The sequence below is a fragment of the Duganella caerulea genome (assembly GCF_040362985.1).
Lineage (GTDB): Bacteria > Pseudomonadota > Gammaproteobacteria > Burkholderiales > Burkholderiaceae_D > Rugamonas > Rugamonas vulcania.
In genome coordinates, this window is sequence record NZ_BPWJ01000001.1 from 581,344 (window position 1) to 596,493 (window position 15,150).

15 protein-coding genes are annotated in these 15,150 nt (G+C 64.2%); 9 read left to right on the forward strand and 6 right to left on the reverse strand.

What is annotated here, in order from left to right:
- Positions 1 to 20 precede the first annotated feature (20 nt).
- From ACUJB0_RS02505 to ACUJB0_RS02520, 4 genes are read left to right on the forward strand one after another with little or no spacing between them, the layout of a single operon-like run.
- Positions 21 to 647 carry a VOC family protein gene (locus ACUJB0_RS02505; RefSeq protein WP_444843835.1) on the forward strand — a complete coding sequence of 209 codons (627 nt, stop codon included), beginning with the start codon at positions 21 to 23 and terminating at the stop codon, positions 645 to 647.
- Entirely contained in the window at positions 644 to 1,015 is a 372-nt protein-coding gene (locus ACUJB0_RS02510; protein WP_444843836.1) for a glyoxalase superfamily protein, read from the forward strand. The genes ACUJB0_RS02505 and ACUJB0_RS02510 overlap by 4 nt, the downstream gene beginning before the upstream one ends.
- Positions 1,005 to 1,367: a hypothetical protein gene (locus ACUJB0_RS02515; protein ID WP_444843837.1), complete on the forward strand. Its 363-nt coding sequence runs from the start codon at positions 1,005 to 1,007 to the stop codon at positions 1,365 to 1,367. Before ACUJB0_RS02510 ends, ACUJB0_RS02515 begins: the two co-directional genes overlap by 11 nt.
- A 21-nt stretch (positions 1,368 to 1,388) precedes the next feature.
- Complete coding sequence (locus tag ACUJB0_RS02520) at positions 1,389 to 1,739, forward strand: DUF3147 family protein (protein WP_444843838.1); 351 nt, start codon at positions 1,389 to 1,391, stop codon at positions 1,737 to 1,739.
- Here the strand turns inward: ACUJB0_RS02520 and ACUJB0_RS02525 are convergent, their stop codons facing one another.
- The 5 genes from ACUJB0_RS02525 to ACUJB0_RS02545 all read right to left on the reverse strand — a co-directional run bounded on the left by ACUJB0_RS02525 (position 1,740) and on the right by ACUJB0_RS02545 (position 8,551).
- Positions 1,740 to 2,804, reverse strand: a complete 1,065-nt coding sequence (locus ACUJB0_RS02525) for a porin (protein ID WP_444843839.1) — start codon at positions 2,802 to 2,804, stop codon at positions 1,740 to 1,742.
- Positions 2,805 to 2,835: 31 nt separating this feature from the next.
- Positions 2,836 to 4,149, reverse strand: a complete 1,314-nt coding sequence (locus ACUJB0_RS02530) for an MFS transporter (protein ID WP_444843840.1) — start codon at positions 4,147 to 4,149, stop codon at positions 2,836 to 2,838.
- A 42-nt stretch (positions 4,150 to 4,191) separates the two neighbouring features.
- Entirely contained in the window at positions 4,192 to 4,665 is a 474-nt protein-coding gene (locus ACUJB0_RS02535) for a gluconokinase (protein ID WP_444844222.1), read from the reverse strand.
- 242 nt (positions 4,666 to 4,907) lie between these two features.
- Positions 4,908 to 7,232, reverse strand: coding sequence for a GH92 family glycosyl hydrolase (locus ACUJB0_RS02540; RefSeq protein WP_444843841.1), 2,325 nt, complete (start codon positions 7,230 to 7,232; stop codon positions 4,908 to 4,910).
- A 110-nt stretch (positions 7,233 to 7,342) separates the two neighbouring features.
- A complete protein-coding gene (locus ACUJB0_RS02545; RefSeq protein WP_444843842.1) occupies positions 7,343 to 8,551 on the reverse strand; it encodes a cyanophycinase in 1,209 nt (402 codons plus the stop codon).
- 196 nt (positions 8,552 to 8,747) lie between these two features.
- Here ACUJB0_RS02545 and ACUJB0_RS02550 point away from each other — a divergent pair, with 196 nt between their 5' ends.
- The 5 genes from ACUJB0_RS02550 (at position 8,748) to ACUJB0_RS02570 (ending at position 13,250) form a co-directional block, all read left to right on the forward strand.
- Positions 8,748 to 9,209 (forward strand): hypothetical protein, encoded by a 462-nt coding sequence (locus ACUJB0_RS02550; RefSeq protein WP_444843843.1) that lies wholly within the window; start codon positions 8,748 to 8,750, stop codon positions 9,207 to 9,209.
- Positions 9,206 to 10,099, forward strand: coding sequence for a tetratricopeptide repeat protein (locus ACUJB0_RS02555; RefSeq protein ID WP_444843844.1), 894 nt, complete (start codon positions 9,206 to 9,208; stop codon positions 10,097 to 10,099). The genes ACUJB0_RS02550 and ACUJB0_RS02555 overlap by 4 nt, the downstream gene beginning before the upstream one ends.
- 5 nt (positions 10,100 to 10,104) lie before the next feature.
- Complete coding sequence (locus tag ACUJB0_RS02560) at positions 10,105 to 11,331, forward strand: ATP-binding protein (RefSeq protein WP_161096675.1); 1,227 nt, start codon at positions 10,105 to 10,107, stop codon at positions 11,329 to 11,331.
- Between the two features lie 44 nt (positions 11,332 to 11,375).
- A complete protein-coding gene (locus ACUJB0_RS02565) occupies positions 11,376 to 11,816 on the forward strand; it encodes a RidA family protein (protein ID WP_444843845.1) in 441 nt (146 codons plus the stop codon).
- Positions 11,817 to 11,888: 72 nt separating this feature from the next.
- Entirely contained in the window at positions 11,889 to 13,250 is a 1,362-nt protein-coding gene (locus ACUJB0_RS02570) for an amino acid permease (protein WP_444843846.1), read from the forward strand.
- A 27-nt stretch (positions 13,251 to 13,277) separates the two neighbouring features.
- Here the strand turns inward: ACUJB0_RS02570 and ACUJB0_RS02575 are convergent, their stop codons facing one another.
- A complete protein-coding gene (locus ACUJB0_RS02575; RefSeq protein ID WP_444843847.1) occupies positions 13,278 to 15,038 on the reverse strand; it encodes a glycoside hydrolase family 2 protein in 1,761 nt (586 codons plus the stop codon).
- Positions 15,039 to 15,150 lie beyond the last annotated feature (112 nt).

A 15,150-nucleotide genomic window follows, 5' to 3' on the forward strand; every position in this document is an offset into this window, starting at 1 on the left:
TTGGCGGCGGCAGCATCGACGTGAGCCGCATCGATCACATCACCGTCACCGCGCCCACGCTGGCAGCCGGCGCGGCCTTCGTCGTCAAGGCATTGGGCGCGACGCCGCAGCCCGGCGGCGAGCATCCCCGCATGGGAACGCACAACCTGCTGCTGCGGCTGGGCGATGCGCTTTTCCTGGAAATCATCGCCCCAAATCCCGATTCGCCACCGCCTGGCCGGCCGCGCTGGTTCGCGCTCGACCAGCTTGCGCCGGATTCGCCGCCATCGCTCGGCACCTGGGTAGCGCGCACCCACGACATACGCGCGACCGCCGCCGCCAGCAGCGAAGACCTGGGGCCGATCGAGCCCATGTCGCGCGGCCAGCGCAACTGGCTGATCACGATACCGGCCGATGGCTCGGTCGCGCTGGATGGCGTCGGCCCGGCGCTGATCGAATGGGACGGCCATCCCCATCCGGCGGCCGGCCTGCAAGACCAGGGCCTGTCGTTGGCCAGGCTGGAGATCTTCCATCCCGATCCGCAGCGGGCCGCCGCGCTGTTGGCGTCCATCGGATTGGAGGACGCCGTCGCCTGCCAGCATGGCGACAGGCCGCGACTGGTCGCGCACATCAACACACCTCAAGGCATCAAGGAGTTATCGACATGAACCTTGGCAGCATCACCCCCATCCTGAGAAGCTTCAACGAAGCGCAGACGCGCGAGTTCTACGTCGACTTCCTCGGCTTCAAAGTCGACTGGGAGCACCGCTTCGAACCCGGCACGCCGCTGTACCTGCAAGTGTCGCGGGACGGCTGCATCCTTCACCTCACCGAACATTTCGGTGATTGCAGTCCGGGAGGCGCCATCCGCATCGCTACCGGCGGCCTGTATGAATACCACGCCCAATTGATCGCCAAGCAGTACAAACACGCCCGTCCCGGCATCGAAGCCATGCCTTGGGGCAGCCGCGAAATGTCGATCAAGGACCCCTCCGGCAACCGGCTGACGTTTGTCAGCACGGACGATGATGCGTAAAATCGTGCTTCCGCTGTTGCTCGCATGCGCTACGGCCCATGCTGCGGACATGCAAGCGCCTGCGCGGGACGCCAATGCGCTGACTTCGCAGGGCGGCCTGCTGGTCCAGCGAACCTTTGACAAAGGACTGAAGGAGTTCAGCTTTGAAGCGATACGCGCGCCGGCCAGCGCCAGCGCCCGCGCTACGCAGCTCGCCCAGGCGATCGCCGGCGCCGCGAAAAAGGACTTCATCGAAGCGGGCATCGAGGAATCCAGGCGGGCATTGATCGAATGCCAGAAGGAGACCTCGGCCGTGCTGGTCATGCCGTCATTGCGCAGCGACAGCCAGCAGGCCCACTGCTACAGGTTTTAACGACTCAATTAAGGAAGGCACATGGCCTGGCTCATCATCAAATACCTGCTGACTTCAGCAGTGGTCGTGGCGGTCTCCGAATTCGCCAAACGCAGCGACCGCATCGGAGGCCTGGTCGCGGCGCTGCCGCTGGTGACCCTGCTCGCGCTAATCTGGCTATACGTCGAAAAACAGCCCGAGCAGAAAATCGCCAATCACGCGTGGTACACCTTCTGGTACGTGGTGCCCACGCTGCCGATGTTCCTGGCCTTTCCGGCGCTGCTGCCACGGATCGGTTTCTGGCCGACCCTGCTGGCATGCGTCGTCATTACGATAGTCTGCTTCGGGCTGTTCGCGCTGCTGGTGCGTCGATTCGGGATCGATCTGCTGTGATCAGAAGCGGTGGCGCAAACCCACCGTGAACTGGCGATTGCCGATACCCGGTTCCTCGCTATTCCCTTCCGTGTAACCGCCGCCGTTATGGTTGCGGATCAGCGCGTACGAGGTGTAGATGTCGGTGCGCCGCGAGAACGCGTACATATAGGCCAGCGCGTACTGCTGCGCATCCTGGTTGCGCACCGTGCGGTCGTTCTTGCGGATGTAGGTCGCCACGACGGTGCTGAAGCCGAACGGCGCCGACACGCCAAGCAGCATATCGGTGCTGTCCGTGGACGCCACCGGCGCCGGCCCCTCAAAGTTGACCACCGAACTATTGAGCGTGGCGCTGTTCAAACCCTTGTCGACGCCATAGCCGAACCACGCCTTCGCCGGACCGAAATCGTAGTTCGCGCCCAGCAGCGTATTGCGCGCCGAGCCGGTGTTCTTGAGCGTCGCCGTATCGTTGTTCTTGTTGTGGTAAGCCAGGCGCACATTCAGCGGACCATTGCTATAGCCGAACGATCCACCCAATGCCCGGCTGGCCTTCTGGTCGCCGGCCACCTCGCCCGCCACATACATGGCGTCGGCGCTGAAGCCGTTGACAGTCGCCGTACGATACAGCACCGAGTTACCGGCCCGGAAGCCGGTCGCCGCCATCAGGTTGTTGGAGCGCGCAATGCCGTTGCGCAGCGGGTCGACGATGGTGTTCAGGGTCGTGAACAACGGCGTATCCTGCAAACCGATCGACACCGCGCCATACTTGCTGCCCAGGCCGACGATGCTGGTGCGGCCGAACAGCGTGTTGTTCTGCGTCGAGCTGCCCGTGTCCGCATGGATGCCGCCCTCGATCACGAAGAAGGCGTTCATGCCGCCGCCCAGGTCCTCGCTGCCGCGGAAGCCCCAGCGGCTCTGGGTCGCCATGCCGCTGGTGGCGCGGGTGGAGGTGCCGGCGATGCCGCCACGGTCCTGGGAGATACCCATGTCCATCACACCGTAGAAAGTCACATTGCTCTGCGCCAGGACAGCGCCGGAACAAGTGGTAAGGACGAGCGCACCCAGCGCATAAATGCTTTTTTTCATTTTAGTTGTCTCCAGAATTATTAGGTCGGTATCACGCCGGCTGCTTGAGGCCGCGCGGTTCGGGATCGGGTATCGGTTCGATCTTGCCGAGGACGAAGACGAAGGAGACGATGCCGATCAACAGGATCACGCCGGCCACCATGAAGGCGTTGGTGAACGAGTTGGTGGCGCCGACGATCATGCCGGTCACGATGGGAGCCGCCGCGCCCATCAGGTTGTTGGCGAAGTTCATGATGCCGCCGATGGTGCCGGCGCCGCCCTTCGGCGCGATCAGCGATGGCAGCGACCAGCCCACCGGCGCCGCCGAAGCCAGGCCGCCCAGCGCGATCGAGATCCAGAAGATGGCCCAGACCGGATCGGTGGTCTGCGTGGCGCCGAACACGGCCAGGCCCAGCGTCATGCCGCACACCAGCACGGCCTTGCGCACCAGCGATTCGTTCTTGCCACGCGAGATCAGGTGATCGATCAGCCAGCCGCCGACGAACAGGTCGGCCACGGTCGCCACCGCCCACGGTATCGCGGCAAAGCCCGCCGACTTCAGTATGCTCATGTGCATGGTCTGCACCAGGTAGCCTGGCAGCCAGGTCAGGAACAGGTAGAACGAGTAGCCGTAGGCCGCGAAGCCGATGGTCAGGCCCCAGATCTTGGATTTGCTCAGCAGGTAGCCCAGCATGTTGAGCGCGCCCGCCTCGGACGGGCCTTCCGGCGATGCGCCGCCTTCCTGGATGTAGCGCAGTTCCTGCTTGCTCAGCTTGGGATCGGCGCTTGGATCGCGGTACAGTACAAAGAACGCGATGAAATAGCTGAAGCTCAGGAGAGCGGTCAAGCCGAAGCCCCAGCGCCAGCCGAAGGTGACGATGGTCAGCGCCAGCAAAGGCACGCCGATCACGTTGGAGAACTTGGCGGCGGCGTCGAAGATGGCGGTGGCCATGCCACGCTCATTGCGCGGGAACCAGTAGCCGGTGGCCTTGGCGCTGACCGGGAAGGCCGGCGCTTCGGCGATGCCCAGCAGGATGCGCGCCGCGAAGATGCCCGCGAAGCCGCTGGAGAATGCGGTGATGGTCGCGGCCAGGCCCCACAGGAAGGCGCCCCAGCGGCCAACCTTGGTTGGGCCGAAGCGGTCCATCACCATGCCGACCGGGATTTGCAGCAGCGAGTAGGACCAGGCGAAGGCGCTGAACAGCAGGCCCAGTTCGACCGGCGTCAGGTTGAACAACTCCTTGATCTGCGGCGCGGCCACGGACAGGCCGATGCGGTCGATGTAGTTGATCAGCACGCCGACGCCCAGCAAGGCGCCTATGCCCCAACGCCGTTTCGGAATTTTTGTTGTAGTGACTGTTTTCATTTTATCTCCAGTTCGATTATGGATTGCCCGCTATTGCTGCGGCTAAGGGTGTTGCAAAATAAGGCTGACCAGCTGCTCTGGCGGCAAGGTCAGGTCCAGGCGCAGGCCGGCTTCGTCGGCCTGCAAAGGTTCAAGGTCGCGCAACTGGCTGTCGAGCAGGCTGGTTGGCATGTAATGACCGGGGCGCGATTGCATGCGGCTCTCAATCACGTCCCGCTCGCCGATCAGATGGGCAAAGCGCAGGTCCGGATCGCCCTCGCGCAGCAGGTCGCGATAGCGGCGCTTGAGGGACGAGCAGGACAACACCAGCCCCTCGCCCCGCTGCGCTGCTTCCCGGATCTTGCCCTGCAACGTCAGCAGCCAGCCGGCGCGGTCATCATCATTGAGCGGAATTCCGGCCGACATCTTGGCGACGTTTTCCGCCGGGTGAAAGCTGTCGCCCTCCAAGAACGGGTATCCGAGCGCGGCGGCCAACCGGGCGCCGATCTCACTCTTCCCGCAGCCACTCACTCCCATGACCACCCAACGATACACTGCTTTATTGTTCACACTTGCTCCTGATTTGTTAGCGCTAACATGTGATGCAGTGTAGCGGCTCATCAGTTTTTGTAAAGAATAATCAGTGGTGCAGCGCAGCAAACGTGGTTATACGGGGACGTTGGGACGATATTGCGCACCGCCCCGGATTTGGGGCTTGAAAAATCCGTACGGTAATGATAGCGCTATCAGACAATCAACCGCCCGAAGGGCGGCGGCTATCAATAGGCGGTCTGGGTGTACGGACGCGCGGCGGCGCCCTTGCCCCATGCGGAATCGGGCTTGCTGGACATCGTGAAAACCAGCTCGCCGCCGGCGGTGATCTGGTCATGGCGCAGGAAGGTCTGCGCCAGCGGCTTGCCGTTCAAGGTCACGCCGGAAACGTAGATGTTCTGCGCGCTCAGGCCCACGCTGCGGATTGTGAAGACCTTACCGTTCGGCAGATTCATCACGGCCTTGTCGACGAATGGGCGGCCGATCACATATTCATTGCTGCCCGGTGCGACGGGATAGAAACCCAGCGCAGTAAAGGCCAGCCATGCCGACATTTGTCCCAGGTCGTCGTTGCCGGAAAGGCCGGCCGGCGTGGTGTTGTACTGGGAGGCCACCACCTGCGTCAAACGCTGCTGCGTCTTCCACGGCGCGCCCGCAAAGTTGTACAGGTACGCCACATGATGCGACGGCTCGTTGCCATGCGCGTAGTGGCCGATCAGGCCGGAGATGTCCTCCATGTGCGCGTAGACCTTCTCATCGACCTTGGCGTCGAACATCATGTCTATCTTGTTCTGCAAGGCCGCATCGCCGCCCAGCATCTTGATCAGACCCGCGTTATCGTGCGGCATATACCAGGAATACTGCCACGCGCTGCCCTCGGTGTAATCGCTGCCGAAGTTGGACAGCACAGGATCGAACGGCTCGCGGAAGGTGCCGTCGGACTTCTTCGCGCGCAAGAAGCCGGTCTTGGTATCGAAGGAGTTGCGGTAGTTCTGCGCCCGCTTGTAGTAGCGCGCGGCGATATCCTTGCGGCCCATCTTCTCCGCCATACGGGCGATGGTCCAGTCGTCGAAGGCATATTCCACCGTCTTCGACGCCGCTTCCGGCTCCAGGTCGATGGGCACGTAGCCCAGCTTCATGTAGTACTGAAGCCCGCCGTACGGGCCATACTCAGCGCTGCTGGTCATCGCTTTCATGGCCTCGTCGGCGTCGAAGCCCTTCAGGCCTTTCATGTAGGCGTCCGCGATCACCGGCACCGCGTGGTAGCCGATCATGCACCAGGTCTCCAGGCCGTGGAACTGCCACACCGGCAGGATGCCGTACGGGCTGACCTTCTGCGATTCGATCAGCGACCGCACGAAGTCCACATTGCGCTGCTCCGGCTGGATCAGCGTCAGCAAGGGATGCAGCGCGCGGTAGGTGTCCCACAAAGAGAAGGTCGAGTGGAAGCGGAAGCCCTGCGCCTGATGCACCTCGTTGTCCGGCCCACGATAGCGGCCGTCGCGGTCCATGAACAGGCTGGGAGCCAGCATGCTGTGGTACAGCGCCGTGTAGACCATCTTGCGCATGTCGGGCGCCGCCTCGATCGCCACCGCGCCCAGCGCCTCGTTCCATGCGGCCGATGCCTTGGCGCGCTCGGCATCGAAGTCCCAGCCTGGCATCTCGCCCAAGTTGGCGATGGCGCCCTCCTCGCTGACGGCGGATATCGCCACCTTCACTTCAAGCTGGCCGTCGGCCGGCACGCCGAAGTCCAGCGCACCAACCAGCGCCTTGCCCTCGACCATGGCCTTGTCGCCTGGGCCGCTGCCCGGACCAGCGAAGCCTTTGTATTCAACGTCCGCCTCCATGTTGCGCAGCGCCCGCGACGTCAGCGGATGCGAGAACGCGACCGCGAAGTACAGCTGCCGGCCCGCAGCCCAGCCGCGCGTCTCGCGCATGCCGGTGATGAGCGTGTTGTCGCGCACCCGCAAACGGGACCACAGGTTCTTGGCCTTGTAATCGTAGATGCTGCTGCGCAGGTCGAGGATCACCTTCGCCGCAGCGCCCTTGGCGTAGCGGTAGCGGTGCAGGCCAACGCGCTCGCTGGCGGTCAGTTCGACATCGACTTCGTTGTCCATCAACTTGACGGCGTAGTAGCCAGGCTCCGCATGCTCGTCCTGGTGCCGGAAGCGCGACCGGTAGCCGCTGAACGGGCGCTCCGGATAGCCTGGTTCCAGCTTGGTTTCGCCGCTGTAGGGCATCAGCAGCAGGTCGCCGAGATCCGAGTGGCCGGTGCCGGAGAAGTGCGTATGCGAGAAGCCCAATATGCTGTCGTCCTCGTAGCGGTAGCCGGCGGCCCACGGGTAGCTTTGGCGGAACGGGCGCACCTGCGTGTCGGGACTCAGCTGGATCATGCCGAATGGCCGCGCCGCGCCGGGGAATGTATGGCCGTCGCCACCGGTGCCGATGAAGACATCGACGGCGGCAGCTGGAGAAGACGGCTCCGCGGCGGTGGCGGGAAGAGTCGATGCCAGCGCGAGCGCGCCGGCTGCTAACATTTTAGTCGCGAACATACGGCTTCCGGTTGTGAGGTCGATCCAACGTTATAGCGCTGGCCGCCGCACCGGTCAACAGGATGCCGTGTTGATAGGCGCTTGTTTAGCGCCGCCGCTAAACAAGCGGCTTATTTGTACCACGGACGCGTAATTTGCAGCGGCCGTACGTCCAGCCGCAGGTTGAGTATCGAATAGCCTTCCGTCGTGGCGGACGCGTAGCCGATGCTGTCCGCAAGACGGCTGAAGTGGAACTCGAACCCCAGCTCCTGCCGCGCCTCGCCCGGGCCGGCGGTGGCGATGCCGGTCGCCTCGGTCTGCGAATTGTCGATCAGCTTCTCCATCAGCACGAGCACGGCGTTGTGGCCGAGGATGTCGGATGTGTAGACCGGCGCTCTCGTTGCGGGCTTTTGCGGATCGAGCTTGCCCCCCTCGACCTTGTCGGCCGATGGCGTGAACTGGCGGCTTGTGAGGTTATAGCGGTCGCCGCGATCCAGGTAACTGACGCGCACATTCGAGATGTTGAAGTCCTTCGCGCCCGGGTCGACCGCCGCCTGCGACAGGTCCATCAGCAGCGCGCCCTGATAGCCAAGCACCTCGACATCGCGCGCCGCGTTGATCACCATCGCCGTGTTTTCGTCGATGCCCAGTCCCAGCTTGTAGCCCTTCTTGAGCATGGCCGGCAGCATGCGGGCGAAACGTCCGCGCGCCAGCAGGTGCTGGTCGACGAAGATGTCCTTGCCGATAAAGCCAAGGCCCGGCGCCAGTTCGCGCCCGTCGTTGACGCCTTGGGCGAGTGTGCTGAACACGGACCTGGTGCTGTCGAACATGGTGCTGCTCATGATCGCCGCGCCCGCGCTGGTGCCGGCGATGACGCCGCCGCGCCGGTAGACATCCCATATCGCCTCCAGCACCGCGCTGCGGCTGCCGTCCGGACGCACCAGGGCCTGCGTGATCAGCGCCTGGTCGCCGCCGCAAAAATAGACGCCGCCGGCTTCGCGGATGGAGCGCGCCAGCGCCGCGTCCTCGGCATCGCGACGGTAATCGCGACCAGGCAGCCGCACGGCCAACGGCACCACGAAGGCAGACGCGCCATAACGATTCAGGTAAGAAGCCAGGTGGGCGCCGGACCCCTCAGGATTCGCCGCCGCCGACGGCAGCACCGCGATACGCGCGCCGACGCCGCCGGCCAATTGCACAATACGCTGCCACACCACCGCGTTATCGGACCGCAGCGCTCCACCGACAATCACCAACGAGCCTTGTGGCGCAAGGTCCGCCGCGCCAACCTGCGCGCACCAGGCCAGGGCCGCCAACAGCAAAATACAAAACCGCCTCATTCAACTTTTCCTCTTTGTTTTTTCGTTTCTATCCGAAAGACCGTAAGCATACTGACATTTGCGCCGCGTATGGTACCCAATTTTCATATGACTGTAAGTGAGAATTAATCAACAGCTTCGGAATACCCGTGACACAAATCCCTGGCTACCCCAGCGAAATTTGGTAACATAGGTGATTGCTTTTTATATCACCTTTATGCGCGAACACCTGCTTACTCCTTCGCTGTCCGCTTCGGCGCCTCCCGTCTCGCTGTACTCGATCCGATCGAGCTTCTTCGTTGCGTTTATTGGCGGGCCCGCCGCCATCATCCTGTATTCGACGCTGAATTCGTGGCGGCTGCGCCGCGCGCTGGACGTCCCGGCCTACCTCATCGCCGTGATCCTGTTCGTATTGCTGATCTACGGCACGCGCGGCGATGTGGCCTACTTCGGGTGGCTGCGGGAACAACTGGGCAGCGACGCCACCCGCTTCCTGTCGCGCGGCCTTGCGCTGGCGCTGTGCGGCATGTTCTACCTGCTGCATAAAAAACAGCACCGCTCGGCCACGCTGTTCGACAGCAAAGCGCCCTCGCCGTGGATACCCGCCATCGCCAGCTCGGTGCTCGGTTACGCCGCCACCGTGGGCTTGGCCGCCCTGCTGCTCAGGAATACCGCATGAGCGATACAACCGTACTCTCTCCCCGCGACTACGCCATCCAGCTCAATGGCCTGATCGAACGCCGGCGCTACCCGCAGGCGCGCACCACGCTGTCCGAAGCGCTGCAGCAGTATCCCGAGGACAGCCAGCTGCTGTTCGCCTCCGCCCACATCGACTACCTGACCGACGACAAGGAGGCCGCGCGCCAGACGCTGCATGCCATCCTTGCGCGGGAGCCGCTGCACTACGGCGCCCGCTCCCTGTTGATCAATGTGCTCGAAGACAGCGAGGAACTGGAACGGGCCGAGCTTCTCATCATCGAACTTCTGCGCGAATATCCCGAAGAAGCCTTCCAGTACGCCCGCTACGCGATGCTGATGTACCGCACGCTCCATATCGACAAGGCCAAGGAACTGGCGCGCGAAGCGCTGCGGCTGGACCCGGAGGACGAACTCGCGCTGACCGCCTGCCTGATCGGCGACATCATCGACGGCCGCCGTGGCGCCGAAGCCGCAAGCCTGGCGAACCTGATGCGCGGCCACCCGGACAGCCAGACCACAGCGCGCATGCTGGTCAGCCACCTGGTGAGCCGCGGGCAATATCGCGCCGCCAAGCGCATCGCGATCGAACTGCTGCACCTTTACCCGCACTCCACCGAGATCCTGGAGCTGGTGGTCAAGCTGGAAGCGCTGAGCCACTGGAGCATGCTACCCTTATGGCCGCTGAATCGCTGGGGCTGGGGCGCGTCGGCCGCGTTCTATTTCATCACCCTGCTGGCGATGAACCTGATCCGCAAGGACGCGCCCACCATCGCCGGCATCGCCACCTGGACCATCCTCGGATATTGCGCCTATTCCTGGCTCTATCCTCCCCTCTTGACGCGTTGGCTGAAACGCCGCGCAGGACTTTAAACAGCATGGCACTGAAACGCGAAGAACTCGAATCCGCCCTCGTCACCGATCCCTTCAACCTGGGGCACCGCCTCGCCTATGCGCACCTGCTGCTCGACGGCGGCGACGCCCAGGCCGCGCTGACCCAGTTCGAGCTGGCCGAGCGCCAGCGCATCGACGCCGATACTCTCAGCGGCAAGGCCCAGGCGCTGCTGGCGCTCAAGCGCGAAGGCGAGGCGCTGGTCGCCTACGTGGCCGCGCGCCAGCACACCGGCTTTGAACCGATCGAAGCGCTGGAACACCTGGCCCAGCGCGCGCAGCCGGCATCGGCGCCGGCGCTGTCGCTGGTGCGGCCAGCGCAGAACGTCGCCGCGCTGCGTCCCCAGTCGCCGCAACAGGTCCGCTTCGCCGACGTCGGCGGCATGGAGGAGCTGAAGAAGACGCTGCGCCTGCACATCATCGAACCCTTCCTGCGCCCCGGCCTGTTCGCCAAGTTCAAGAAAAGCGGTGGCGGCGGCATCCTGCTGTACGGGCCTCCCGGCTGCGGCAAGACCATGATCGCGCGCGCCATCGCCAGCGAATGCAACGCCTCCTTCGTCTCGGTCGGCATCAGCGAGGTGCTCAACATGTGGATGGGCGAGAGCGAACGCAATCTGGCACAACTGTTTGAAAAGGCCCGCGCCCAGAAACCGTGCGTGCTGTTTTTCGACGAGCTGGATGCGCTGGCATTCTCGCGCTCCAAGGCACAGAGTGAACATAGCCGCACCATCGTCAACGAGTTCCTGTCGCAGCTGGACGGCTTTGAGCGCGACAACCGCGATGTGCTGTTCCTGGCCGCCACCAACATGCCGTGGGACGTGGACCAGGCGATGAAGCGCACCGGCCGCTTCGCCCGGCAGCTGTTCGTCCCGCCGCCGGACGAGGAAGCGCGCCGCCACATCATCGACATCAAGCTGCGCGACATCCCGGTCGAAGGCATCGACGTGCCGGCGCTGGTGGCAGCGACGCCGCACTATTCGGGCGCGGACATCGATGGCCTGATCGACCTGGCCAAGGAAAGCACGCTGCACGACATCCTGGCCGGCAATCCGGAGCGCCCCATCGGCCCGGCGGACATGGCCTACGCGCTGGACCTGATGCAGCCGTCGACCGTGGAATGGCTCAAGACCGCCCGCAACCTGGTGCGCTATTCCGGCAGCGACGACAGCTATCGGGATGTGGAAAAATACCTGAAGAAGACCAAGTTTCTGTAGCAAGCGCAGTCCGTGCGTCAACGCAGGCCATAAAGGAGATTGCCATGACACGTACACACCTGACCAAGCTGGCCTGCATGCTGGCCTTGTGCGCCTCCGGCGCCGCCTCGGGTATCGACTTCTACAACAAGGGCAACGAGCCGGGGCGCCCGTTCTCGCTGGCGGTGCGCGCGGGCGACTACGTGTTCGTCTCCGGTCAACTGGGCACCGGGCCGAATGGGCTGGTCAAGGGCTTCGACGCCCAGTCGCGGCAGGCGATGGACAATATCGCGGCCATCCTCAAGGGCTTCCACCTGACCATGGACGACGTGGTCAAGTGCACCATCATGATCGCGGACATGGCCAAGTGGGCCGACTTCAACAAGGTCTACGCCAGCTACTTCAAACCTGAACGCCTGCCGGCGCGCAGCGCGTTCGGCGCCAACGGCCTGGCGCTGGGGGGCGAGGTCGAAGTCGAATGCATGGCCTACTCGCCCCGCCGCTAGCAGAAATTGATGTAGCGCAGGCGCGCTTTTGCATTAGAATCGTCGTCTTTGCTTACCACCCTAGGGGATTCGATGGCTGATGGGAAGAATGAACTCAAACGCGGCCTGAAGAGCCGGCATATCCAGCTGATCGCGCTGGGCGGCGCCATCGGCACCGGCCTGTTCCTCGGCATTGCGCAGACCATCCAGATGGCCGGGCCGTCGGTGCTGCTCGGCTACGGCGTGGCCGGCCTGATCGCCTTCTTCATCATGCGCCAGTTGGGCGAGATGGTGGTCGACGAACCGGTCGCCGGCTCGTTCAGCTACTTCGCCGACAAGTACTGCGGCCATCTGGCCGGCTTCCTGTCGGGCTGGAATTACTGGGTCTTATACGTGCTGGTCAGCATGGCCGAGCTGTCGGCGGTCGGCATCTACGTCCAGTACTGGTGGCCCGCGATCCCGACCTGGATGTCGGCGCTGGCCTTCTTCGTCGTCATCAACGCCATCAGCCTGGCCAACGTCAAGGCCTTCGGCGAGATGGAGTTCTGGTTCGCCATCATCAAGGTGGCAGCCATCGTCGGCATGATCGTGTTCGGCGCCTACCTGCTGATCTCCGGCGACGCCGGCCCGCAGGCCACCGTGGCCAACCTGTGGCAGCACGGCGGCTTCTTCCCGAACGGGATCAGCGGCCTGGTGATGGCGATGGCCGTGATCATGTTCTCCTTCGGTGGACTGGAACTGATCGGCATCACCGCCGCCGAGGCGGACGATCCGTCGCGCACCATCCCCAAGGCCACCAACCAGGCCATCTACCGCATCCTGATTTTCTACATCGGCGCGCTGGGCATCCTGCTGTCGCTGTACCCGTGGGAGAAAGTCGTCACCGGCGGCAGCCCGTTCGTGCTGATCTTCCACGCGCTGAACAGCAACCTGGTGGCGCACGCGTTGAACGCCGTGGTGCTGACGGCCGCGCTGTCGGTGTATAACAGCGGCGTGTATTCCAACACCCGCATGCTGTACGGCCTGGCCAGGCAAGGCAACGCGCCGCGCCTGCTGTTGAAGGTGAACCAGCGCGGCGTGCCGCTGGCGGCGCTCGGCGTCTCGGCCCTGGCGACCGGCATCTGCGTGGTCGTCAACTACTTCATGCCGGGCAAGGCCTTCGGCTTCCTGATGGGCCTTGTGGTGTCGGCACTGATCATCAATTGGGGCATGATCAGCTGGATCCACCTGCGCTTCCGCGCGCAGAAGAAGGCCGACGGCCAGGCCACCGCCTTCCGCAGCCTGGGCTACCCACTGACCAACTATCTGTGCCTGGCCTTCCTGGCCGGCATCCTGGCCGTGATGTACCTGACGCCGGACCTGCAATTGTCGGTCTACCTGATCCCCGTGTGGCTGGCGGTGCTGGGCGCGGGTTACTGGATACGTCAGAAAAACGCCGTGGCCGCAACGGCCTGACGATCGCGCGCCGCCCCCGCCCGCGCGTCATATCGGCGCGTTGCGGGTGGCGGCGTGGATCTGTTCCAGCGGGACCTTGGGCGTGCGGTCCGCCGTCAGCAGCCCGTTGGTCTCCTGGAAGGTGTCGGCGAACTGCGTGTAGCAAAAGCCGCTGAACATGCTGGTCTCCGAGACCGCCTTCAACAACGCCCGGTAATGCGCCATGAACGATGGCGCGTCGGCGGCGCGCGCGTAGCCCCAAGTGGTGCGCCCGCCCGCCTGCGGGTCGTAGGCGACTCCGCCGAATTCCGTCAACACGATGGGCTGGCCGCGATGCGGAAACCCGTCCAGCGTCAGGATGCGGCCGCCCGGACGGCGCTGGTCGAACAAGGTGCGCACCGGGTCGCTGACCTCGTAGCGCTGACGCAGCCTGTCCGGATCGGCGTCGTAATCGTGGATGCCGAGGATGTCCGTGGCCGAGGCTTCCCAGCCGTCGTTGCCGATCACCGGCCGCGTCGAGTCGAGCATGCGCGTCAGGTGGTACAAGGCTTCGACCGCGTTGCGATGTGCCTGCATCGCCGTCAAATTGGGCACGCCCCACGACTCGTTGAACGCAACCCACACGATCAGGCACGGATGGCTGTAATCACGTTCGATCGCCTCGGTCCATTCCTTCAGCAACCGCGTGATGGCGCGGGCGCTGAAGGCGTAGGCCGACGGCATCTCCTCCCACACCAGCAACCCCAGGCGGTCAGCCCAGTACAGGTAGCGCGGATCCTCGATCTTCTGGTGCTTGCGCACGCCGTTGAAGCCCATGGCCTTGGCCAGTTCCACGTCGCGCCGCAGCGCGTCGTCCGAAGGCGCCGTCATCAGCGTCTCCGGCCAGTAGCCCTGGTCCAGCACCAGCCGCAGCGGATACGGGCGGCCGTTGAGCATGAAGCGGTCGCGGTTGATCGCCACCGAGCGCATCGCCGTGTAGGACCGCACGCGGTCGATCACCTGGTCGCCGCAGCACAGCGTCAGCTCGGCGTCGAGCAGCGTCGGGCTCTCCGGGCTCCACAGCAAATCGTTGCGTGAATCGTCGATGCCGGGATCGGACAGCATGATCTTGCGGTTGGCCTCCTGGCCGACCAGCAGGTAGCGGTCGGCCGCCAGCAGCGTGCCGTCGTGCGTCACCCGCACCTCCACCGACAGGTCGGCGCGCACGTCGCCGCCCACCAGCACCTCGCAGCCGATCTCGTAGCCGTCGAACACCGGCGTCCAGCGCAGCGCCGCGATGTAGGTCGCCGGCAGCGGCTCCAGCCACACGCTTTGCCAGATGCCGGTGGTGCGCGGATACCAGATCGAGTGCGGCTCCAGCTGCCAATCCTGCTTGCCGCGCGGCTTGGCCAGGTCGGCCGGATCGTCCTCGGCCTGCACCACCACGGTCTGTTCCGGCCCGTCCAGCAGCACGTCGCTGATGTCGGTCGAGAACGGCGTGTGGCCGCCCTCGTGCTCCGCCACCAGCATGCCGTTGACCCACACCCGCGCGCGATAGTCGACCGCGCCGAAATGCAGCCGCGTGCGGGGCGAGCGCGTGGCCAGCTTGAACTTGCGGCGGTACCAGCAGACCGAATGGAAGGACTGGTCCCCCAGCCCGCTGGCGGCAGCCTCCGGCGCGAACGGCACTTCGATCGTCAGCGGCCATTCGATATCGTCGGCCGCCTGGCTGTAGCGGCGTTGATCGTCATACGTGAACTCCCAGGGGCCGTTCAGCGACTGCCACGCATCGCGCACCAGTTGCGGACGCGGATATTCAAAGCGGCTCATAAAGCGCCTCCATCTGCAACATGACACGCCTATGGTAGCAAGCTTGCGGCGGCCAACGGCGTTCAATTCCATCGGGTATCGAACTGAAATTTAAACAGAACGTTGGTAGCAT

What these genes read in the sequence shown, in the direction of transcription:
- ACUJB0_RS02510 (WP_444843836.1), top strand. Translation starts at nt 644, where the DNA reads ATGAACCTTGGCAGCATCACCCCCATCCTGAGAAGCTTCAACGAAGCG.
- ACUJB0_RS02515 (WP_444843837.1), top strand. Translation starts at nt 1,005, where the DNA reads ATGATGCGTAAAATCGTGCTTCCGCTGTTGCTCGCATGCGCTACGGCC.
- ACUJB0_RS02520 (WP_444843838.1), top strand. Translation starts at nt 1,389, where the DNA reads ATGGCCTGGCTCATCATCAAATACCTGCTGACTTCAGCAGTGGTCGTG.
- ACUJB0_RS02525 (WP_444843839.1), bottom strand. Translation starts at nt 2,804, where the DNA reads ATGAAAAAAAGCATTTATGCGCTGGGTGCGCTCGTCCTTACCACTTGT.
- ACUJB0_RS02530 (WP_444843840.1), bottom strand. Translation starts at nt 4,149, where the DNA reads ATGAAAACAGTCACTACAACAAAAATTCCGAAACGGCGTTGGGGCATA.
- ACUJB0_RS02535 (WP_444844222.1), bottom strand. Translation starts at nt 4,665, where the DNA reads ATGGGAGTGAGTGGCTGCGGGAAGAGTGAGATCGGCGCCCGGTTGGCC.
- ACUJB0_RS02540 (WP_444843841.1), bottom strand. Translation starts at nt 7,232, where the DNA reads ATGTTCGCGACTAAAATGTTAGCAGCCGGCGCGCTCGCGCTGGCATCG.
- ACUJB0_RS02545 (WP_444843842.1), bottom strand. Translation starts at nt 8,551, where the DNA reads ATGAGGCGGTTTTGTATTTTGCTGTTGGCGGCCCTGGCCTGGTGCGCG.
- ACUJB0_RS02550 (WP_444843843.1), top strand. Translation starts at nt 8,748, where the DNA reads ATGCGCGAACACCTGCTTACTCCTTCGCTGTCCGCTTCGGCGCCTCCC.
- ACUJB0_RS02555 (WP_444843844.1), top strand. Translation starts at nt 9,206, where the DNA reads ATGAGCGATACAACCGTACTCTCTCCCCGCGACTACGCCATCCAGCTC.
- ACUJB0_RS02560 (WP_161096675.1), top strand. Translation starts at nt 10,105, where the DNA reads ATGGCACTGAAACGCGAAGAACTCGAATCCGCCCTCGTCACCGATCCC.
- ACUJB0_RS02565 (WP_444843845.1), top strand. Translation starts at nt 11,376, where the DNA reads ATGACACGTACACACCTGACCAAGCTGGCCTGCATGCTGGCCTTGTGC.
- ACUJB0_RS02570 (WP_444843846.1), top strand. Translation starts at nt 11,889, where the DNA reads ATGGCTGATGGGAAGAATGAACTCAAACGCGGCCTGAAGAGCCGGCAT.
- ACUJB0_RS02575 (WP_444843847.1), bottom strand. Translation starts at nt 15,038, where the DNA reads ATGAGCCGCTTTGAATATCCGCGTCCGCAACTGGTGCGCGATGCGTGG.